We start from the raw sequence: 21,448 nt of genomic DNA, 5'->3' as shown, positions 1-21,448 counted from the left end.
TAGGAGCTTTCCTTTTGCATTATTTCAGTCGTTTTCGACAAAAAACATCAAAAGTCAACAAAATCCTCCGATATAAATAGTAAGTCTCGTTTGACTTTTAGGAGGAACAGCTTATGCCTTATCACTTAATTCTCGATGGAGTAATGGTAGTCGCGTATTTTTTTATTGCAGCCCAATTAAGTAAAAACATTCTTACCCTAAATTCTACAACTCCTCATAAATTGATTGCTGGTGGGTTGGCAGGTGCATTTTCTCTACTGCTATGGATGTTTGTACCTGGCGGAGAGCGTGAAGTGGATTTATCTTTCTATCATCTACCTTTTCTGATCATTGGATTATTCGGTGGAGGAGCCTCAGTAATCGGTGCAATGACCATTGTTTTTTTGGGAATGTCTATAAAATTAGGATGGGCATTTTTTATTGAAGATCCCTCCGTATATTTTTTAGTAGGAATATGGTTCTTACTTTCTATTCTAAATAGAAAGATTACTCATATTTGGAACAGATGGATTTATTCAATTACATTAGTAACATTTTTAAGCTATTTCTTTGATTATTATAGATTTACAAAGCAGGATTCAACACCCTTTTGGACATTTGCCTTGCTAAGCGCATTAACAGGTACTGTTACGATGTACTTAATCTTACATGTGCATCGTTCAAGAGTTGCATATACTGAGCTTGAACGGAAGAATCAAAAACTTTCCGATCAGCATGATGAAATCCTTCTTAAACAGAGTGAACTTTCACTAACAAAACAAAAATTTCAAACCGTAGTAGAAAGTGTTAGAGAGGTGATTTTCCAAACGAATCGGGAGGGAAAGATTGTTTTCCTCAATGCTGCCTGGGAGGAGTTAACCTTATTTAAGGTGGAGGATAGTTTAAACAAACATTATCTTTATTATGTTGTTCCCGAGGAAAGAACAAGGAACATTAAAAAAATAAGTAAGTTAATAGATGAAAAACAAGCACGAACACGTTTGGAAATTAAATTTTACACCAAAAAGCATGACGTACTTTGGATGGAACTGAATATTTCATTTTCCTATGACGGTGATGGAAACTTTTTAGGTACATTCGGAACAATGACTGATATAACAGAGCGCCACATATCAGATCAAATATTGAACAAAACTCTAAAGGAGTTAGAAGATATAAAATTCGCTATGGATGAATCTGTTGTTGTAATGGTTACTGATCCAAAGGGAGTGATTTTAAAGGTTAATGATTTATTTTGTAGCATATCAGGTTATACAAAGGAAGAACTTATAGGAAAACCACAGCAGCTTCTAAACTCTAGTTATCATCCACAAAGTTTTTATCACACGATGTGGGAAACGTTAAATAGAAAAGAAGTTTGGCGTGGAGAGTTACGTAATAAAGCAAAAAATGGAAGTTATTATTGGGTTGATTCTGTGATTGTCCCTCTATTAAGTGAGGAAGGGGTAGTCCATCAATTTGTTACAATACAAAGTAATATAACGAAGCGTAAGCTGGCTGAACAGAAACTGGTAGAGGCCAATGACTTATTGCTAAAACTATCCTCTGTTGATGGGTTAACAGGGATAAATAATCGTCGTTCATTTGATGAGCGCCTTGCTTTTGAGTGGGAAAAAGGATGTAGGGCACAAACATCATCTTCCTTGTCTGCCATTCTATTAGATGTTGACCACTTTAAGCTTTTTAATGATCATTATGGTCATCAACAAGGGGATGACTGTTTGAAAAAGGTAGCCAGGTTGATGGTTCGTGAATTGCCGAGAACAACGGACTTTGGAGCAAGATATGGTGGTGAGGAATTTGTGATTTTACTTCCCGACACTGGATTATTAGAGGCAACCACTATTGCTGAAGAGATTAGAAAAGGAATTCTCTCTTTACAAATCAAGCATGAAAAATCTAAGGTATCTCCAATGATTACTGCTAGTCTTGGGGTTGCATCCATCGTACCTTCAGAAGACGCATCGGCAAAACAACTGTTAGAGTACGCCGATAAAGCACTTTATACTGCCAAGAGAAAGGGTAGGAACCGAGTAGAATCTTATATAGAAGAAGAAACGCGCACGATTGATGTGAGTGAAAGAATCATTGAAGCTACTATAGTAAAAGACCCAGTCCAGGAATATATCAACTTATTACATTCAAAGGATACTCACACTTGGGAGCATTCGAATCGTGTGGCTCATTATGCTATTTTACTTGCTAAAGAGCTAGGTGTCAGTGAGAAGGAACGGGAAAAGCTCTATTTAACAGCCTTACTCCATGATATAGGGAAATTAGATATTCCACAGAGTATTCTTAGGAAGGCTAGTCGATTAACAGAAGAGGAATATTCTATTATTAAACAGCATCCCATTCTAGGTGTAGAAAAATTGCAAAGACATGGAGATTTCCCTTTTAAAAAGGAAATATTAGAGGGAGTCCTTTATCATCATGAGAGATGGAATGGCTCTGGATATCCACATAGACTAAAAGAAAAGGAAATTCCATTGAACGCTCGTTTATTAGGAATCGTTGACTCTTTTTCAGCTATGACAGAAGAACGAGTGTATAAAAAAGGAATTCCAACTGAAAAAGCACTATTTGAAATTCACAGCCAAATGAATTCACTGTATGATCCCGAGCTTGTTCAAGCGTTTTTAAGAGCAATGAAAACAAGTATCCCAGAACAATTGTCCAGTTAAATCAAAGCCCTCGTATCATTACGAGGGCTTTTCTGCAGCTTAAAAGTTGATAATTGTTTTCTTTTCCTACGATAATAGAGAGGTACGATAGAAAGGAGTGTTATCATGAGTGCGAAAAAAGCATTAATTGCTGGTGCTACAGGACTTGTTGGAAATGAACTTTTACATATATTGCTTGAGGCGAAGGAATATGTAAGGGTGACTGCAATTGTAAGAAGACCTCTTTCCATAAAACATCCAAAACTAAATGAAGTAATTATTGACTTTGATCATCTTGAAGAATATTCCGAGCAGCTGGTGGTAGATGATGTTTTTTGTTGTTTAGGAACAACCATTAAAAAAGCGAAAACAAAAGAAGCGATGAAAAAGATAGATGCTGATTATCCTCTTGAGCTTGCTAGATTAACACAGAAACTGGGTGCCAAACATTTTCTTTTAATTAGTAGCATGAATGCCAATCCTCATTCGAAAATATGGTATTCACAAATGAAAGGGAAATTAGAGGAAGAGCTGTCAACCGTACCATTCCAAACGATTTCCATTCTTCGTCCATCACTATTGCTTGGTAATAGACAGGAGTTTCGCTTGGGAGAGAAAATGGCCGCAACAATTTTCCGAGCGGTTCCATTTCTATTTGTTGGTCCTTTATTAAAGGTAAAAGCAATTGAAGGAAGACAGGTAGCGCAATCGATGTATTCAATTGCACAAAATAATCGGCTGGGTGTGAATATCTATCCTTCCGATATTCTTCAAAGCAGGATAACTACATGAGAAAGGATTTATAGATATGCTCTTAATGATTGGTGCGATTTTTTTAGTTGTTCTTGTATATAGCGCCATTTGTTTTTATATTGGATATAACGGTTGGGTTTGGCTGAAAGCAAGAAATCTAATTCAATGGAAGAGAGTCTACATTGTCGTTATTATTTGTTTATCATTGTCCGTTTTTGCCGGGCAGTTGTTACCTATTTATCTTTTTAAAATTGTAAGTGGATTATGGTTAGCCGTTGTTGGGTACAGTTTAATTATTCTTCCGCTCATCAATCTCCTGGTCTTTTTTTTGAAAAAAAGGTCTATCATTTGGGCTGGAAATTTCGTTGTGTTATTTTTTTTATTTGTATTGATATATGGGTCTTATCTGGCATGGAACCCAATTATACAAACCTATGATATCGAGGTTGATAAAACCGCTGGGGAACGAAAAGAATTAAAGGTATTAATGGCCTCAGATATCCATGCTGGTGTCCTAGTTGGTAATAGCCATTTAGAAAAGCTCGTTTCAATTGCAAAAAAGGAAGATCCCGATATCATATTAATTCCTGGGGATCTAATCGATGACTATATAGAACCATACCTAAAACAAAATATGGGTGAAGTAATGAAAAAGCTTGATGCACCCCTAGGTGTATACGCGGTCCTTGGCAATCATGATTATTACGGTGAAGACTCAAAAGAAATACTTACTGAGATGGATAAGGTAGGTATAACGGTATTAATGGATGAATGGGTAAAGGTGGAAGACCTATATTTAATTGGGAGAAAAGATCCTACTGACGAAAGTAGACAACAGTTAAAGGAATATTTAGCTGGGGTCGATAAAAGTAATCCGCTCATCATGCTTGATCATCAACCGATTGACTTTTCAGAGGCTAGTAAACAAGGAATAGATGTTATGCTGTCAGGACATACACATAAAGGGCAACTCTTTCCTGCAAGTATTGTAACAAATCTACTTTACGAAAATGACTACGGTTATGAAAAAATGGAGCGATTGCATACCTTTGTCTCTTCTGGATTTGGTGTATGGGGTCCGCCACTCAGACTAGGGAGTCAATCAGAAGTGCTTGTCATTAATCTTACTTTTTCACGGTAAATGGAAAAGGATAGCTAAATCGCTATCCTTTTATTGTTTAATGGTCGGTTGCCTTGGTGTTCGTGCTCGATTTTGAATCATGGTATGAAGAAGTTCATGGTATCCAGTTGGATTACATAAGATAATTTGGTTTCCCATTTCTTTAGGAAACGCTTCATGGAGCTGTCTCTCAATTTTGTCCGTAAATCCACCTTTTGAAAGAAAGTGTGGGACAATATAAACCTTTTGATACTCCTTTAAAAAAGTCTTTTCAAGCATTTTCAAATAATGCGGTTCTCTACTTAAATATCCCCATTCAACCGGATTTTCTAATTCTTCTCTTACTACCTTTGATAACTGTGAAAGTTCTTGAGCCGTTTCTTGATGAGCACTACCATGTGCAACGAGTAAAACAAGTTCATTCTGTGTTTGTTGATAACCTTTTTCTTGAAGCTTATCCATGATTGCTGGTAGAAACAAGCGATCGCTTCCTAGAATATTCGCATACATCATGGGTATTGTGGGAAATTGTGCTTGAGAGTCAGCAATCTCTGTTGGTATATCTATTAACGCATGATTCCCGGATAATAATAATACAGGAACGACAGTCACGGTCGTTGCTCCCTTTTGTATGCATGCTTCTATGGCTTCCCCAATAGAGGGCGTAGCGAGTTCAAAAAAACCATACGCTTGTATAGGAGCAATATTTTCTTTCATCGTTTCAGTAATAAATGAAATAAATTGATCATTCCAATCCTTTGAGCGACTACCATGACTTATATAAACGACGGCTTCCATTTGTCACCTCAACCCCTAAGCTGATAATTATTTCGAAGTATATCAGTTGCTGGAATACTGAGCAAGCAACAGTATGCTACTTAGAATAATAGTCTGCTAAGCAAATAATGGCGCTTCCCATACGTTCGGTTTCTGGGAAAATGACACGGTTAACACCTTGTTCTTTAAGTGCCTGAGCGGTAACTTTTCCAACAGCTAGAGCCACCACGCTATTTTCAAATTGATTAAGAAGTATCGTAGTCTGTCCCTTTTTTTCCGCATGAGCAAATAAGAATCGCACTTGTGGTGTGCTTGTAAAGCTTACTGCATCTATGCTCCCATCAATAATTTCTGATAATAATAATTCAATGACATCTTCACTTGGCGGTGTATGAATATATGGAAGAATTTCATGGAATGTGGCTTCGTTTTCCTCTAGAAATTTGATAAGGAGTGGGGCAGGGTCGCCATGCAGTTGAAGGGCCACACTTGTTCCTTTAACAAATTTCTCACATGTAGAAAGGGAACGTACCAATCCTGCTGTACTTCCATCGTCATCTCTTACAATGGGGGTAACACCAAGCGTTTTTAATACATTTACCGTCTTGTATCCTCTAGCAGCAATCTTACTTTCTTTAAGCTTGGAGATAAATTCATCCTTTTTTTGCATGTTCTCAGCTGTTTCTAAAAGAATCGTTAGCCCAATACCTGTAGTGAAAATAAGCCAATCATAGCTTCCAGCAAGTAATTTCGAGATTTCACCCTCTATATTCGTATCATCCAATCTAGTTGTACCTTGTGATGGTCGGAGAAGGGGAATTCCCCCTTGATTGATAATAATCTTACTAATTTCATCCGTTTTTCTCGTGCCTGCAATCACAACTCGCTTGTTTTCTAGTTTTTTCATGTTTATCCCATCTTTCTGTTAGAATAGTTAGAATCATTTTAGCATCAATAATGAAAGTAAGCCTCCTTAAAACTAAATTTTTTGTAGATATTTGCAATAAGCAGGCTTATTTCGTGTTGGGGAAAAGTTCGTTATAATATAGAAATAATTTTTACTTGGAGGTGAAGGTGATGGACCTTGAGAAAATTTTATTTAAGTTAGCGCAAAGAAGTCCTTTTGTTTTAGGAAGTGAGAACTTCTCTACCTATTCCGTATTGCTTCCTCTTGTATATATTAAAAATGAAATACATCTTCTATTTGAGGTCCGATCCTTTTCATTAAGGAGACAACCGGGTGAGGTTTGTTTTCCTGGGGGCAAAAAGGATGAAACCGATAGGGACCATATGGAAACTGCCATGAGAGAGACCTGTGAAGAATTAGGCTTAAACAAAGGGAGGATTTCTCAGGTTGTACCACTAGATTTCATCGTTTCTCCGTACGGCAATATTATTTATCCATTTGTTGGTGTCATAGATACAGTAAATGAAATGCAATTAAATCATAGAGAGGTAGATCATGTCTTCACTGTACCGCTTGCATTTTTTAAACAGACGAAACCTGAGATTCATTATGTAAATGCCCGGTTCGAACCAGAACCAGGTTTTCCTTATGATTCCATAGTTGGTGGGAAAGACTATAACTGGCAAATAAAAAGAATGGAAGAGTGCTTTTACTACTTTGAAGATAAAGTGATATGGGGGTTGACTGCGAGAATCGTTAGACATTTTATTCAATTAATTGAAGAGTAATGGCATCCAATCAGTAGTCACATCATAATTAAAAAACATCTCAGGAGGTGACGTAGGATTGAAAACAAGAGAGTTATTATCACATGTACAAGAAGCATATGTCTCTCTGTCGAAGATGGGTTTGGTTATTGTTAGTGCGAAAGGAGAGTATCTTACATCCGTATCCGGGATCGATCAGGTTACAGAATACCTGTTTATCAATGAGGATATTGCTTTTCGCCAACAAATTAATCAAGTTGTCACATCTTCCACTATAACTAAGCCAATCACCTACTTACTCCTTCATAATGGAGAGGCCACAGGTCTAAAAATAGCGATTATACCAGTCAAAGTAGACGGAACTATATATGGTTATATTTTAAGCTCAGTGTTTGTAGAAGGGAATATTAGTAAGGAACATCTCGTGTCTATTTTTAACGATAGAAAATGGCAAGAAGCTGTAAAGGTGATTAAAGTTCTTACTATAGATGAAACAGATGAATTACTAGATATATTACAAAAGATGGCTACCGTCTGCAGTGCTTTTTTTGTTAAAGAATTCGAAACCAACCGTTTTCATTCACTGCAAAAATTACTGTTACAAATGAATCAAGATAATCTTCAAATCACAAGTCTATTTGAGGAGCTTTATGAAAGTATAGACGATGTTGATTTGCTTTGTTATGTTACACAAAATCGCAACGAGCAATGGATACTCGAACATTCAAAAGGTAAGAATGAAGATAGGCTGGTTCATCTAAAGTTAGATATGATAGCAGATTTATTGCAAAATGCGCTTGATAAAGGCGACTACCAAAGTATTGAAAATATACAGTTTGATCCTCGACTTTCGTTTCTATACGCTTATGAAATCAAGCCAAAGTCTGTCTATTTTTTTCCTGTTACAAACGAACTCGATTCACAAGGAGCCATTATTTTAATTAGTGAACATAAAGACAAAATTTCTCGTAAAAATCTTCAAACAATAGATATTATAAGAGGGATGTTTGCTGTTTATCAGGCGAAACGGCAACTAAAAATAGTAGGTTTTCACCATTTAACAAAGCTCTCTAGAGTCATTGATATGAGTAAGATAATGACTGATTTGAAGAGTGTTCGAGAATTGTTGTTCTTAATCTTAGATATGACAGATCATTTAATAAAGGATTCATTTGCGATTGTTGTATTGAGGGACGGGACATATGAAAGTCTTAATGGCGATCAGTTACCCAAGAATCAACTAGAAGTATATATTAAAGATGTATCAGAAAGTTTGTTTCAGGGACAAGGTGAAACACATAACCGTATAAGAAGCTTCTCATTTGGTTCAATGATTGAATGTCCCGTTCTTGTTAATCAACAAGTAGAAGCTGTTTTATGTGTAAAAGTGGAGAATGTTACAAATGAGTTAGAGGTCTATTTAGAGATATTATCCAATTTATTGAGCATTGGAATGGCCAATTTTCATGAACCAAATAAAGAACAAACGGAAACTATTCAATCATTGCAAGTTCCTGAATCCATTAAGAATCTGCTAACGAATCGAGAAAATGAAATCCTACAATGGATGTTAAAAGGTTATAACAATCAAGAAATCGCCGAGGTCCTTTTTATTAGTGCACATACCGTGAAAAACCATATCTCAAATATATTTCAAAAGTTAAACATCACGGATCGAAGACAATTGTTTTCAACTATTTATCAGCTTCAGTTTTACACCTAAGCTCCCTTTTGGGAGTTTTTCTTAATTATAAGAAGAAGAGACTATGAAAGAAAAACCTTTATAGCATTTGTTTCCTATCTGTACAGAATGGAGTTGTTTTATTAATAGGAAAGCTAGGAGAGTTCCTCTCGAAGATGAGTTGGTTTGGAAGAAAGATAGGAGAGATAGGGAGTGGAGGAATCGAGTGGTTGATTTATAATAGAGAAAGAAAGCTTGAATGAAAAAGTTTTTTCAAAGGAGTTTTGACAATGGCTACAGAAGAGATTATCACCTATGATTGGAACCAGGATGTCACATTAAAAACAGCCGACCTCTTTCGAGAAGAGTTACAATCGTTTATACAGACTGAAAATAATAAACTGATTTTAAGTTTAAAGGGTGTTGGGTATATAAACAGTTCAGGACTTGGAGTGATCGCTGATGCAGTCATGCAGGCAAGAAAGCAAGGGAAAGAACTGGTTGTAGCAAACATACAAGAACCAATTTCTGAGATTTTTGAAATTGTTAAGTTTGGATCATTTATTCATCTCTTTGTTACGGAAGAAGAGGCGACTCAATTTTTTAATCAGTAAGTAATTTTACTAATCGCCATTTTTTTGTCAAAAACATTTGAAAAAATAGTGAATGAATGGAAATAAATCACCCTATTACCACTACATTTTCTATAATAATAGTGGACCTATAGGAGGGGATTATTGATGAATATCACAACGATCATTGAACTGAATAACCAAGAAGTTGAACAGATGGCAGGAGCTAAGATGGTGTTTGTGCAAGAAGAAGTTACTGAACAGATTATTCATACTTGTGTGGATTGCTTTACTGTAGAAGGGTCAGAGGAAAAGATTGAGCCGGAACTAGCAATGGAAAAGGTTTTTGAGCAACTAAAAGGAACTGGTGTGATACCTCCAGGTGTAACAGAATTCTCCTTTGAAATGCCAGCTTGTGGTACCATCAAAAAAAATAATCAAGTTATAGCAGAAATCCCGCAAAATGTTGTCCTAACATTTACGATTTAAGTATTAAAGACATCAACATCCTGACCAAAAATGGTAGGATGTTTTTTTGTCTAAAGTTACAGAAAAATCGACATTATTTTTAGTGGTCAAAGTGAAAGTAACGTATAATAGCAAGAGGAATTATAGATAAAAAGGGGTGAATATAGTGGGTAATAAAATTGGATTTATTGGCTGTGGAAAAATGGGACAAGCAATATTAATGGGCCTAACTACTAAAAGTAATATAGAAAGAAATCTCATCCGGGTAAGTGCGAAGACAGAAACTACATTAACTAAGGTAAAAGAGTTGTTTGGGGTTCAAACAACTACCAACAATAAAGATATTGGAAATTGGGCCGATATTATAGTAATAGCTGTGAAACCAGATCTACATAAAGAAGTTATTGAGGAAATTAGAGCAGAGATATCCTCTAATACGATATTGGTTACCATTGCAGCAGGTATTTCATTACAGTTCTTAGAACAAGCATTTGGAAGACCAGTAAAGGTAGTTAGAGCTATGCCAAATACTCCATCCCTTGTAGGAGAAGGAATGACAGCGCTATGTTTTCATGAACTTGTCTTGAATGATGAAAGAGTACGGGTTTCCCATATATTTGAGTCGTTAGGACAGGTTGAAGTATTTCCGGAGTCGTTAATGAACAGTATTCCAGCGATTAGTGGTTCTTCACCTGCTTATGTGTATATGATGATTGAAGCATTGGCAGATGGAGCGGTTAAGCAAGGGATTGCACGTGACAAGGCCTATAAGATGGCTGCTCAAGCAGTTCTTGGTGCCGCCAAGATGGTTTTAGAGACAGGATTACATCCAGGCGTATTGAAGGATCAGGTGTGTACCCCAGGTGGTGCTACCATCGAGGCAGTAGCCGCACTAGAAGAAACAGGCTTTCGTGCCTCCATTCTTTCAGCTATGGAAAGCTGTACAGAAAAAGTAATCAAACTAACAGAAAACCAATGAAGAGGAGTTTGGGAATGCGTAATAGGATTGAAAATGGGGAATATAAGCATAATCTGACGGATTATCCTTTCGGGGGGTGTTTGTAATGAATATGGACAAATATAAACTCCTTCTTTTCAAAAAAATTAAGGATCAGCTTTCCATTTGGTTTGAGAAGGAACCTAATAAACCTGCCACGAAGGATGAACTATTTCTTTTCCTACATTCCATTAAGGGTACAGCCGGGACAATTGACCTAGGTGGATTATTTACTCTAGTTACGAACTTAATGAATGAGATTGAACGTAATCATACAAAGCTTGAATGGGAGAAACAAGACTTGCGTGACTTCCTTTACGAGTTAATGGACTTAAGTTACCAGTATGAACATTTTGAGACGGTAGATGTGTCTAAGCCTATTACTAGAGAGGAGGGGACACCTCTTATTCAAGTGATCGATGATGATATCTCCATGCTCATCTTATTAAAGGATACACTTGAAGCAAAGGGATGGATCGTAGTTGCACATACAGATGCGGAACTAGGAAAAGAATTGTTTTATGAACTTCAACCTGATTGTTTAATCATAGATGTTAATCTTCCGGGGAAAAATGGTTTTCAGCTCTTGGAAGACCTTAATCACCATCTGGAAAAAATGTTTATACCGACTGTCATGATTAGTATTGAGAATGACCGGGAGACAAGAATAAAGGCTATTGAATCAGGGGCAGATGATTTTATCGAGAAGCCGTTAGACCTTGAGGAATTTGTTCTGCGTGTAAAGCGTCAACTAAATAGAAAAAAGTTATTTGACCAATCGGTTATGATTGATGAACTTACACAGGTGTATAATCGCAGATTTTTAAACGATTCTTTACAGAGAAGTCTCGTTGACATTGAGAGATCTAGCTCTTATTTTACTGTAGCTGTCCTTGATTTGGATTACTTTAAAAAGGTAAATGATACATTTGGACATATCGTTGGCGATAAAGTGTTACTAACGTTTGCCCAATTTTTAAAAGAACATATAAGAGGTACGGATTCTGTCTTTCGGTACGGGGGAGAGGAATTTGTCATCTTATTTCCTAGAACAAACGATACAGACGTCAAAAATGTTCTTACTAGGTTGTTAGAGAAATTCTTTAACACCCCATTTACCGAAAACGAAAAAACATTTTATTTGTCGTTCTCTGCTGGGGTTTTTATGGTTTTAGATGAAAAAATGGATAGTAAAACCGTCATTCAAACCGCTGATCAAGCATTGTATTTTGCAAAAGAGAATGGGAGAGCAAGAGTCGAAAGTGCCAACCAATTAAATCTTGGCGCAACTAAGAAAACTCTACATGTATCCCTTATTGATGATGATGTGATTATTCGGACGATGATAACGAAAATTCTTCAAAGTATGGAATTTGAATTTGTCGATCTTGATATTTGTTCTTATGAGAATGGGATGAAATTTTTTGATTCGGGGAGACATGAAATTTCTGGTCAGCATTTTCTTGTTCTCGATGGAGTAATGCCTGTGATGGATGGAACTGAAGTACTTCAACGAGTGAAGTCAGGAAGGAAAAGGAAACAGTTCCATGTACTTATGCTAACAGGACGGAAAAATGAACAGGATATTGCTCGTTCACTAAAACTCGGAGCGGATGACTATGTGACAAAACCTTTTAGTATTCAGGATCTTCAAGCGAGAATTTATAGCTTTATTCAAAGGATAACAAAATGATGATTTCAAATGAAATAATCGTTCTCTTTTATGCCACCATATTTATACTTATCTTACTATTACTCATCTTGATGTATTTAATTATTCGGAAAACATTAGAAAACGAGGAAACCCTTAAGGTTAAAACGATAAAACAGGAGATGGAAATATCACTGTTTGAAAGCATCTCTGAAGGAAAAATATATGAGATGACTAATCGAGACCGTTTTTCTTTGAAAGCAATGGAGGAGTTATTAAAAAGCTACTCAGATACAGTCGATGGAACAAGGGAGCGGCAATCTCTTACTTCTATGGCAGATAAATATCTATTAGAAGGTTATAGAAAAGTATTAAAAGGTAGAAGTTGGAGCAAAAGAATCAATGCCTTATATCATATTGAAGATTTTCATATGCAAAAGCTCTCAGATGATGTAAGAGAGCTTTTACATAGTCGTTCTTTAACGAAAGAAGAAGTGATAGTCAGTATTCGGTTTCTAGCAGCAACGGGTCGGTTTGACGAAGTTTTTGAGTTTGTGAATAAGAGGTACACTGATTTAACGGATTTTGACTATAGAAGTATTTTGTTTAAATTAGATGAAAGTTCCTTCCGTTTGCTTGTTGAGAGGTTTTCTGAATGTCATTCTAGCCTTCAATGGTCCATACTTGAAATCATTTCAATAAGAAAAGAGCTCTCTTATCTCTCTTTTGTGGAAATGATATTTCATACCTATAACGGAGAGACGAGAATTCGTGCACTTAAAGCTATAGCTTCTATTGGATTTACCACCGATATTGAACAGTTTTACCCATTAAAGGAGAGTTCAGAGTGGCAGGAGAGAATGCTACTTGCTAAGTTAATTCACTTCTTTCCTTCGGAGTCCTCTTACGACATTTTAGCAACATTAATTCATGACCGAAATTGGTGGGTTCGTTCTCAAGCAGCTCAATCTTTTTCAAAGCTACCAAAAGGAAGAGAACAATTAATAAAAATAATGGAAAGCTCGCACGATCCATATGCTAGAGATATTGCAGCAGAGTGGCTTCAAAAAGGGGAAATTTAATATGCTACAACTGATTGGAGAGTATATTGGGATTGTTTTCGGTAGTTTTATCACTATATACATGGTGTTAGTGATTAGTTTTTACTCAGTGATTTTACTGCTATCACTTCTTCAGCTTAGACGAGAATATAAACTTGATAAAGAGCAGGCCTACGATGAATATTTAGATGACTTATATACAAAGCCAATTTCTATTATTGTTCCTGCCTTTAATGAGGAGGCAGGATTGATTCAGAGTGTACGTTCCTTGCTTGGAATCAATTATCCCACATTTGAAATTATTGTTGTTAATGACGGATCGACAGATGATAGTCTAAATAAAATGATCCGTCATTATGAGATGAAGGAAATTAAAAAGGTCATTCGAAAGCATGTTGAAACAAAAAATATTAAAGGAATATATCAATCCAAAACTTTACCAAACCTTTATCTGATCGATAAAGAAAACGGTGGGAAAGCTGATGCTTTAAATGTCGGATTAAATTTCTCGCATTATCCTTATATTTGTTCATTAGATGGGGATTCGGTACTTGAACGAGATGCCTTCTTAAAGGTAATGAAACCCATTATGATCTCAAATGAAGATGTTATTGCTTCTGGAGGAAGCGTTAGAATTGCCAATGGTTGTAAAATATCAAATGGTAATTTACTTGAAGTGGGATTATCAACACATCCCCTTGTGATTATGCAAATCATAGAATATCTACGTGCCTTTTTAATGGGCAGAATTGGATTAAGTCGTCATAATCTTCTTTTGATTGTATCAGGAGCATTTGGCGTCTTTTCAAAAAGCTGGGTGGCAGAAGCGGGTGGTTATAAAACCACAACCGTAGGAGAAGATATGGAGTTAGTGGTTCGTTTGCACCGACTTATCAAAGAGAAGGGTGTAAAGAAAAAGATCGTTTATGTGCCAGACCCTGTCTGTTGGACAGAAGTACCGGAAGAAACTAAGTTTCTTCGAAGACAGAGAAGAAGATGGCACCGAGGTTTATTTGAAAGTCTTTGGGCACATAGAAAGTTAGCATTTAATCCAAAATACGGTTCAATCGGAATGATTTCCTTTCCTTATTTTTGGATAGTTGAGTTTTTTGGTCCTATCATTGAGCTCTGTGGATATATTTATGTCTTATGTTCTTTGTTTTTTGGAGGAATTTATTTAGAGTTTGCTATTATCATTTTTCTTCTCTCGTGTTTGTATGGTTCATTATTCTCCATGGCCTCTGTTTTATTAGAGGAGTGGAGTCTACGCAAATATCCAAAAGTATCACATATCGTAAAGTTATTTCTTTACTCTATGACCGAAACATTATGGTACCGTCCATTAACCGTCTTTTGGCGTTGCGAGGGGATTTGGCAGATTATTGTTGGTGAAAAGGGCTGGGGAGAAATGAAAAGAAAAGGTGTATCGGAATGAAGAGTTGGTTCTCGAAACAACAAATGCTTGTTTTTGCGGTTATTGGCATCATATTAGTAGGAATCACAAGTCCTTTCTGGTTATGGGCAGTAAAATCAAATAAAGAATTAAATGTATTAATTCTCGATAAGACGGTACCTGATCCAACGTACCGAGAACATAGTGGACTAACCTGGCTATTGAATAATGAGAAATATGTCACTAGCGATCGTGAAAGGTACAGTATTGAAAATAGTTATAGTGGGTTTGTACCAAAAGAGGGAGAAGAGTATGAAATTCGCAATCTCCCAAAAGAATTAGAACCGTATGATGTATTTTACTTAGCGGATTCATATGGGGTCTATGAGAAGGAATTCTATGGAGAAAACCAACAGGGAGAACGGTCTGAGCATTTATATGGTGGATTACAAGAGGAAGAAATAGATGCCATTCATCAGGAATTACTTTTAAATAAGGGGAAAACCCTTATCGCTGAATTTAATACATTTGCTAGTCCTACTTCAGCTTCAGCTCGTGAAAAAGTTTCTAATCTGTTAAATGTCGATTGGACAGGCTGGATTGGCAGGTATTTTCCTAAGTTGGAAGGGGAAGAGGTTCCAACCTGGGTGAAAGAAAATTACGAAAAATCGAACAGAGCATGGAATTTTTCAGGTGAAGGATTAGTATTTGTGAATAGCAATGATTATATTGTGGTCATTGATAAAAATGAGTTTAAGGGTGAAGGGCCAAGTTTCCAATATACGGAATTGGGTAAGAAGCTTTTTAATAATAAGAAAAACGATGCTGATTATTCTTATTGGTTTGATATTATTTCCGCAAGAAATACAGATGAAATTTTAGCAACATATCATTTATCTGTAACAAAGGTAGGCGAATCGAAACTTGCAGAAAATGGGATACCAGTTACCTTTCCTGCAGTCATCAGCCATAAAAATGCAAGTTACGCTGCCTATTATTTTGCGGGTGATTATGCCGATGAGGGAGATGTCCCTTCGATTTATCAGACAAGGGGCATTTCGAATTGGAGAGAGATCGCTCAGTCAGATTCTTTTTACTGGCGTGTGTATGTACCAATGATGAAGCAAATTCTTCGTCACGGCTTAGAACCATCCGATGAGCAGGACATGGTAGAGCTTGTTACGGAGCAAGGTACCTCAATTAATAGCAAAACAGATGAAGAATCCATTCAAATCCAAAAGGATGGTAAGTGGGAGGATCTCCTTATTAAAGGGGTTAACATGGGGATAGCTAAACCAGGTTACTTCCCGGGTGAGACGGCCATCTCTAAAGATGAATACTTTAGATGGTTCAAAATGATTGGCGCCATGAACGCGAATGCCCTTCGTATTTATACTATTCACCCTCCACAATTCTATGAAGCATTCTACGAATATAATAAACAAGCCGAGAAGCCTTTATATTTATTCCACGGTGCTTGGGTGACAGAAGAAACTTTACTAGAGAAACAGGATGCCTATGATCCATCTGTTGTGGAAGAGTTTCAAAGAGAAATGAGAGACATCGTTGATATCGTTCATGGCAATGCTCACATAGCAGAAAATCCAGGGCATGCATCAGGCTCTTACACTCACGATATATCTCCTTACGTACTTGGATATATTATTGGAATTGAGTGGGATCCAGGTATGGTGGTAAATACTGACGCTGTTCATAGTGGAATGGAGCAGTATAAAGGAGACTACTTCTTTACGGAGAATGCAACACCATTCGAAGCGTGGTTAGCGGTCCGAATGAATGACATGGCAAGTTATGAAGCTGAAACGTATAATTGGCAACATTCCATGAGCTTTACCAACTGGGTAACCACCGATCTATTAACTCATCCGGCTGAACCTGCTGAAGAGGAAGATATGGTTAGTGTTGATCCCAATCATATAAAAAAAACCGATCAATTTCATGCTGGTTTATTTGCTTCATATCACGTCTATCCATATTTTCCAGACTTCCTTAACTTTGAGGAAGATTATGTGAATTATGTAGATAGCAGTGGAGAGAAGAATAACTATGCCGGTTATCTTCATGATTTAAAAAATGCACATGAAATGCCAGTTGTCATTGCAGAGTACGGTGTGCCTTCCTCAAGGGGATTAACTCATGAAAATGTCCATGGAATGGATCAAGGTAATCATAGTGAACAGGAACAAGGTGAAATTAATCAGAAGCTATTTCAAACTATAGTTTCAGAAAATTTTGCTGGAGGTATGGTGTTTTCCTGGCAGGATGAGTGGTTTAAACGAACTTGGAATACAATGGACTTCGATAATCCAGACCGTCGACCGTATTGGTCAAATATCCAAACAAATGAACAAATGTTTGGAATGTTAGGGTTTTCCCCTTCTTTATTCGGAAAAGAAATGACTCTTGACGGAAAAGACAATGACTGGAGAAAGTCGTTGGTTGAACCTTTAGCACAATCCAAGAGCAAGGAAAATTTATTAACAAATATGTATGTAACTTCTGATGCAGCAAATATCTATGTGCGTCTAGATTATCAACGATCCATAAATTTAGAGGAAACTCCGACATATATCACACTTGATACGATAGGAGAGCAGGGTCAAAAAAAGATTCCTCTTCGTACAGGTCAATCGGTGCCAACAACATCTGGTGTTGATTTCTTAGTTACATTGGCAGGCAAAGAGGAATCTAGGATTACAGTCGATAGCTACTATGATTCTTTTTACTATCAATATGGTGAGCGGTTAAAGCTAATAACAAAAGAAACGTATCCTTCAGAAAAGGAAAATGGTGTGTTCCATCCGATTCGCTTGGCGCTAAATAAACAATTAACAATTCCTTCAACAGGGAAAACCTATCCTTTTGAAGCTTATGAAACGGGAAAGCTTCTTTATGGCTCCGGAAACCCTATTGATGAAAATTATAACTCATTGACAGATGTCAGCATTAGTGAGGATGGAAAGATGGTCGAGCTGCGTATTCCATGGCTCATGTTAAATATTAAGGATCCGAGTGAAAAAGAGATTATTGGAGATATGTGGAAGAGTGGATTAGAGGGTACAAAAAATATTGAAGGTATCTTTCTTTCTGCTTTTGTTTCAACAGAAAAGGGATTGTCAATTTTACCTGAAATGGAAGGGAAAACTGATCCCTTATCTAAAATGGCAGTCTATAAATGGGATAAATGGGAGCAGCCAGTATACAGTGAACGACTAAAGGATTCTTATTATATTATGAAGGAAACATACGGGGGGATAAAAGAGTGAAAAGGATATTATTAGCTGAGGATGAAGAAGTATTAAGAATGCTTGTTGTAGACACTCTTGAAGAAGAAGAATATGGAGTGGATGAAGCGGCTGATGGAACTGAGGCGGTCCAGCTATTTGATGAAAATAACTATGATTTACTTGTTCTAGACTATATGATGCCGGGGTTAACAGGGCTTGAAGTGATTGATCATGTTAGACAAAAAAATAAGGAAGTAAAAATCTTAATGCTCTCAGCTAAGAGTCAACAATATGAACAAGAAAAAGTGATAGAGGCGGGAGCGAATTATTTTATGGCCAAACCTTTTAGTCCGATGGAGCTAAAAGATAAGATTGAGGATATCTTAAATGAAAGATAGCTCAAATAAAAAACAGAGCATATTAAAACAATTTATTCAGTTAATGATTGTTTTTCTCTCTTTAATCCTTATCGGAACATCTTTAAATCTTTATTTTCAGTATAAGCAAAGCAATGACTATATTGAAAAAAGAGCACTTATTGTGGAAAAAGAGAAAATTACGAGAGATTTGTATTATGCACTGAATACGGCTTTATTTGATGTTAGGGGATATTTTGCTTATGGTAATGAAGAACTAAAGAAAAGAGCACTCTCGCAACAGCCTGAGATTAGAAAACTAGCGAAAAAGCTGGAGGCTAGTGCGTCAAATGAGGACGACACGGAGTATGTTAGAGAGCTGAACAGCTTTGTAGATTATTATTTTGTTGAAACACTTCCTCAAGCAGTCCAGTATTTTGAGGCAGGGCGACAAGAAGATTTAATCAATTTGGCTCAGCTTGGTGCTACTACAAGAACCAATGGATTTTTGGATTTAACCGATGAATATATGGATGGAATTGATAAAGAATTAAATACAGCCATCAATGATATGAGACGAAATCAAACGATTTATCAAAATGTAAATCTTGCTTTTATCATATTTCTCTTGGTATTCCTCTTTAGGATTATTAGGGGAATGTTAACAAATATTGGTGTACCACTTTCCCAACTTGCAAAGACAGCAACAGATATTACAGAAGGAAAGGATTCAGAAATTTTTATTGATCCCCATCGTAAAGATGAAATCGGAGTACTTTCTTCCGCGTTAAAGAAGATGCTTCATTCTATACAAGAAAAAGAAAAGAATCTATTAGCGCAAAATGAGGAGTTATTAGCACAGCAAGATGAGCTCTATGCGCAACAATCTGAGCTAGAAAATGCCCTTTATGTCGTAAATGAAAGCAAAATCAAAATCGAAAATCGGAATGAATTAACAAATAAATTAACAAACACGCTTGAAAAGCAAAAGCTTCTTGATAGCATCGTGTTACACATGACACGAATTATAAAAGCGGATCGAGGGTTAATCACATTGCTTGAGGATCAAGCGTATAGTTCATATGGAATTTCCTCATCAGGTGTAGAACAGTTTAAAAAGAACATATACAATGGCTTGAATAGCATCCTTATTGAACATCAGCAACCATATACGATTAAGAGGGAGATAGTGGAATCCGAGAAGGGATACCATGAGGGGAAATTGTATTCTTATGATTTGTACTTGCCTGTCATCTCCTCGAATGATGTGGTAACAGCAATAATGGTGTTTAGCAGGTTTGGAAATGCGTTTCAAGAGTCAGAGATCGAAGAATTACAATCGATCACAAAGCAAATGAGCAATTCCTTAGAGAAGGTATATATTTTTGAATTATCTGAAACGGAACGACTAAGGAATCAGTCTATTTTAAATACAACTCATGAGGGAATTCAGCTTATTAATCAGGACGGGGTTGTCCTGCTAGTAAATAAGGCTCTTTGCGAAATGTTCGAATGTGTAGTGGATGGAAGAGATTTAGTAGGACTTGACCTTCAGGATTGGATATCTTTTATGCAAAAAGATATGGAAGAGAAGGATGAATTTCTACAGTTTGTCCAATCTGCAATAGAAACGAACCATATAAATAACTCAAACTCATTTATATATAAACGACTAGATAGGCATCAAGTGATAAAGGTATATAGTGAGGCACTGTTTCAGGATAATATTCGAATTGGTACGATCATTGTACATCGAGACATTACAAAAGAATTTGAAGTGGACCAAATGAAGTCTGAATTTGTCAGTACAGTTAGCCATGAGTTGCGAACTCCATTAGCTAGTATTTTAGGATTTACAGAGCTTATGCTACATCGGGAGCTAAAGCCAGACCGAAGACTGAAGTATTTAACTACTGTATACAATGAAGCAAAAAGACTGACGGCATTAATAAACGATTTTCTTGATGTTCAACGCATGGAGGCGGGGAAACATACGTATGAAAAAAAATATTTTGAACTTTTGCCAGTTATTGAGTCAGTGTCAAATACGTTAAGAGGTACAACATCAATACATGAAATAAAGGTGACCTCCCATGCCGAAAACGATTGGATTTTAGGAGACCGCGAAAAGATTGAGCAAGTACTTACCAATTTAGTGGGGAATGCGATTAAATACTCTCCGAATGGAGGGAATATTACACTTAGTCTATTTGAAACAAAGGGAGTATTAAGGTTAGATATAACAGATGAAGGCTTGGGTATTCCTGAAAATGTAGGGGATTCCATCTTTACAAAGTTTTATCGGGTGGACAATTCAGACCGTCGAAAAATTGGTGGAACTGGACTAGGTCTTGCTATTGTAAAGGAAATAATGAACGCCCATGAAGGGGATGTAACTTTTACATCCGAGTATGGAAAGGGAAGCACCTTCACTCTTTCTTTCCCAATTGTCAAGAAAGAGGCAACAAGCATTACAGATAGAAGAGATGTAGATGCATCGACTTACAAATTATTTGTAATTGAGGATGACGAAAGCTTGTTAGATCTAATATCACAAGAGTTACTTGATAACGGCTTTACAGTTACTCAATTTACAAATGGTGACCATGCCATGGATGCCCTAAAGGAAGAGGTTCCAGATGCAGTAATTCTAGATATCATGTTAGATAAAGGAAGCGTTGATGGCTGGGATATTATGCGATTTATGAAAGAGAAAAAAGAATTAAAACAAATCCCAGTCATAATCTCCAGCGCGCTTGATGAGAGAGATAAAGGTTTAGCGAATGGAGCCGAGGAGTACTTTGTTAAACCATATAAAACAAGCCACTTATCTAAAATTGTGATGCAATTATTACTCAAGATTGGAAAAGAAGGGCAAGTGATTGTCCCTTTTGTAGAAGAACGTGGTCTGGAAAAAACAAAAGAATAAACTTTATGGTGCAGGAATGGACTAGGGCATTTGCTCTAGTCCTTTTCAACATTTTTCTTTTCTAAATTAGGCTTGCTCATTTGTTTTGGACAAAAATGTATCGGG

16 protein-coding genes are annotated in these 21,448 nt (G+C 36.6%); 14 read left to right on the top strand and 2 right to left on the bottom strand.

All coding sequences use genetic code 11. The features are described from left to right. Positions 1-113 precede the first annotated feature (113 nt). From M3175_RS23170 to M3175_RS23160, 3 genes are all read left to right on the top strand, one after another. Complete coding sequence (locus tag M3175_RS23170) at positions 114-2,684, top strand: diguanylate cyclase (protein WP_251524062.1); 2,571 nt, start codon at positions 114-116, stop codon at positions 2,682-2,684. A 105-nt stretch (positions 2,685-2,789) separates the two neighbouring features. After that, the gene (locus M3175_RS23165; protein WP_251524059.1) at positions 2,790-3,455 is read left to right on the top strand and encodes an NAD(P)H-binding protein; all 666 of its coding nucleotides are present in this window, start codon (positions 2,790-2,792) and stop codon (positions 3,453-3,455) included. A 16-nt stretch (positions 3,456-3,471) separates the two neighbouring features. Then, complete coding sequence (locus M3175_RS23160) at positions 3,472-4,557, top strand: metallophosphoesterase (RefSeq protein WP_251524056.1); 1,086 nt, start codon at positions 3,472-3,474, stop codon at positions 4,555-4,557. 30 nt (positions 4,558-4,587) lie between these two features. Here M3175_RS23160 and M3175_RS23155 read toward each other — a convergent pair whose 3' ends face one another. Both M3175_RS23155 and M3175_RS23150 read right to left on the bottom strand, forming a co-directional pair. Then, a complete protein-coding gene (locus M3175_RS23155; RefSeq protein WP_251524053.1) occupies positions 4,588-5,334 on the bottom strand; it encodes a sirohydrochlorin chelatase in 747 nt (248 codons plus the stop codon). A 76-nt stretch (positions 5,335-5,410) separates the two neighbouring features. Then, on the bottom strand, positions 5,411-6,220 hold the full coding sequence (locus tag M3175_RS23150) for a uroporphyrinogen-III synthase (protein ID WP_251524050.1): 810 nt from the start codon (positions 6,218-6,220) through the stop codon (positions 5,411-5,413). Positions 6,221-6,390: 170 nt separating this feature from the next. On the opposite strand from M3175_RS23150, the gene M3175_RS23145 reads away from it, so the two are divergent. From M3175_RS23145 to M3175_RS23095, 11 genes are all read left to right on the top strand, one after another. Beyond that, a complete protein-coding gene (locus M3175_RS23145; protein WP_251524047.1) occupies positions 6,391-7,008 on the top strand; it encodes an NUDIX hydrolase in 618 nt (205 codons plus the stop codon). Positions 7,009-7,066: 58 nt separating this feature from the next. Then, positions 7,067-8,710 (top strand): response regulator transcription factor, encoded by a 1,644-nt coding sequence (locus M3175_RS23140; RefSeq protein WP_251524044.1) that lies wholly within the window; start codon positions 7,067-7,069, stop codon positions 8,708-8,710. A 248-nt stretch (positions 8,711-8,958) separates the two neighbouring features. Continuing rightward, a complete protein-coding gene (locus M3175_RS23135) occupies positions 8,959-9,282 on the top strand; it encodes an STAS domain-containing protein (protein ID WP_251524041.1) in 324 nt (107 codons plus the stop codon). A gap of 126 nt (positions 9,283-9,408) precedes the next feature. Continuing rightward, positions 9,409-9,729: a hypothetical protein gene (locus M3175_RS23130; RefSeq protein ID WP_251524037.1), complete on the top strand. Its 321-nt coding sequence runs from the start codon at positions 9,409-9,411 to the stop codon at positions 9,727-9,729. 145 nt (positions 9,730-9,874) lie between these two features. Then, positions 9,875-10,687 (top strand): pyrroline-5-carboxylate reductase, encoded by an 813-nt coding sequence (gene proC, locus M3175_RS23125; RefSeq protein WP_251524034.1) that lies wholly within the window; start codon positions 9,875-9,877, stop codon positions 10,685-10,687. Between the two features lie 85 nt (positions 10,688-10,772). After that, a complete protein-coding gene (locus M3175_RS23120; protein ID WP_251524031.1) occupies positions 10,773-12,398 on the top strand; it encodes a diguanylate cyclase in 1,626 nt (541 codons plus the stop codon). After that, positions 12,395-13,438 carry a HEAT repeat domain-containing protein gene (locus tag M3175_RS23115; protein WP_251524028.1) on the top strand — a complete coding sequence of 348 codons (1,044 nt, stop codon included), beginning with the start codon at positions 12,395-12,397 and terminating at the stop codon, positions 13,436-13,438. Before M3175_RS23120 ends, M3175_RS23115 begins: the two co-directional genes overlap by 4 nt. Position 13,439: 1 nt before the next feature. Next, positions 13,440-14,852, top strand: a complete 1,413-nt coding sequence (locus tag M3175_RS23110) for a glycosyltransferase family 2 protein (protein ID WP_251524026.1) — start codon at positions 13,440-13,442, stop codon at positions 14,850-14,852. Further along, on the top strand, positions 14,849-18,097 hold the full coding sequence (locus tag M3175_RS23105) for a hypothetical protein (protein ID WP_251524023.1): 3,249 nt from the start codon (positions 14,849-14,851) through the stop codon (positions 18,095-18,097). Before M3175_RS23110 ends, M3175_RS23105 begins: the two co-directional genes overlap by 4 nt. Further along, a complete protein-coding gene (locus tag M3175_RS23100) occupies positions 18,094-18,456 on the top strand; it encodes a response regulator transcription factor (protein WP_251524020.1) in 363 nt (120 codons plus the stop codon). The genes M3175_RS23105 and M3175_RS23100 overlap by 4 nt, the downstream gene beginning before the upstream one ends. Continuing rightward, positions 18,446-21,343, top strand: coding sequence for an ATP-binding protein (locus tag M3175_RS23095; RefSeq protein ID WP_251524016.1), 2,898 nt, complete (start codon positions 18,446-18,448; stop codon positions 21,341-21,343). The genes M3175_RS23100 and M3175_RS23095 overlap by 11 nt, the downstream gene beginning before the upstream one ends. The last annotated feature ends 105 nt before the right edge of the window (positions 21,344-21,448 follow it).

Origin of the sequence: Robertmurraya korlensis (assembly GCF_023715225.1) — a bacterium.
Lineage (GTDB): Bacteria > Bacillota > Bacilli > Bacillales > Cytobacillaceae > Robertmurraya_A.
Note: the sequence above shows the minus strand (reverse complement) of the source record. Positions and strands in the feature narration are given on the sequence as shown.

What these genes read in the sequence shown, in the direction of transcription:
- M3175_RS23170 (WP_251524062.1), top strand. Translation starts at nt 114, where the DNA reads ATGCCTTATCACTTAATTCTCGATGGAGTAATGGTAGTCGCGTATTTT.
- M3175_RS23165 (WP_251524059.1), top strand. Translation starts at nt 2,790, where the DNA reads ATGAGTGCGAAAAAAGCATTAATTGCTGGTGCTACAGGACTTGTTGGA.
- M3175_RS23160 (WP_251524056.1), top strand. Translation starts at nt 3,472, where the DNA reads ATGCTCTTAATGATTGGTGCGATTTTTTTAGTTGTTCTTGTATATAGC.
- M3175_RS23155 (WP_251524053.1), bottom strand. Translation starts at nt 5,334, where the DNA reads ATGGAAGCCGTCGTTTATATAAGTCATGGTAGTCGCTCAAAGGATTGG.
- M3175_RS23150 (WP_251524050.1), bottom strand. Translation starts at nt 6,220, where the DNA reads ATGAAAAAACTAGAAAACAAGCGAGTTGTGATTGCAGGCACGAGAAAA.
- M3175_RS23145 (WP_251524047.1), top strand. Translation starts at nt 6,391, where the DNA reads ATGGACCTTGAGAAAATTTTATTTAAGTTAGCGCAAAGAAGTCCTTTT.
- M3175_RS23135 (WP_251524041.1), top strand. Translation starts at nt 8,959, where the DNA reads ATGGCTACAGAAGAGATTATCACCTATGATTGGAACCAGGATGTCACA.
- M3175_RS23130 (WP_251524037.1), top strand. Translation starts at nt 9,409, where the DNA reads ATGAATATCACAACGATCATTGAACTGAATAACCAAGAAGTTGAACAG.
- M3175_RS23120 (WP_251524031.1), top strand. Translation starts at nt 10,773, where the DNA reads ATGAATATGGACAAATATAAACTCCTTCTTTTCAAAAAAATTAAGGAT.
- M3175_RS23115 (WP_251524028.1), top strand. Translation starts at nt 12,395, where the DNA reads ATGATGATTTCAAATGAAATAATCGTTCTCTTTTATGCCACCATATTT.
- M3175_RS23110 (WP_251524026.1), top strand. Translation starts at nt 13,440, where the DNA reads ATGCTACAACTGATTGGAGAGTATATTGGGATTGTTTTCGGTAGTTTT.
- M3175_RS23105 (WP_251524023.1), top strand. Translation starts at nt 14,849, where the DNA reads ATGAAGAGTTGGTTCTCGAAACAACAAATGCTTGTTTTTGCGGTTATT.
- M3175_RS23095 (WP_251524016.1), top strand. Translation starts at nt 18,446, where the DNA reads ATGAAAGATAGCTCAAATAAAAAACAGAGCATATTAAAACAATTTATT.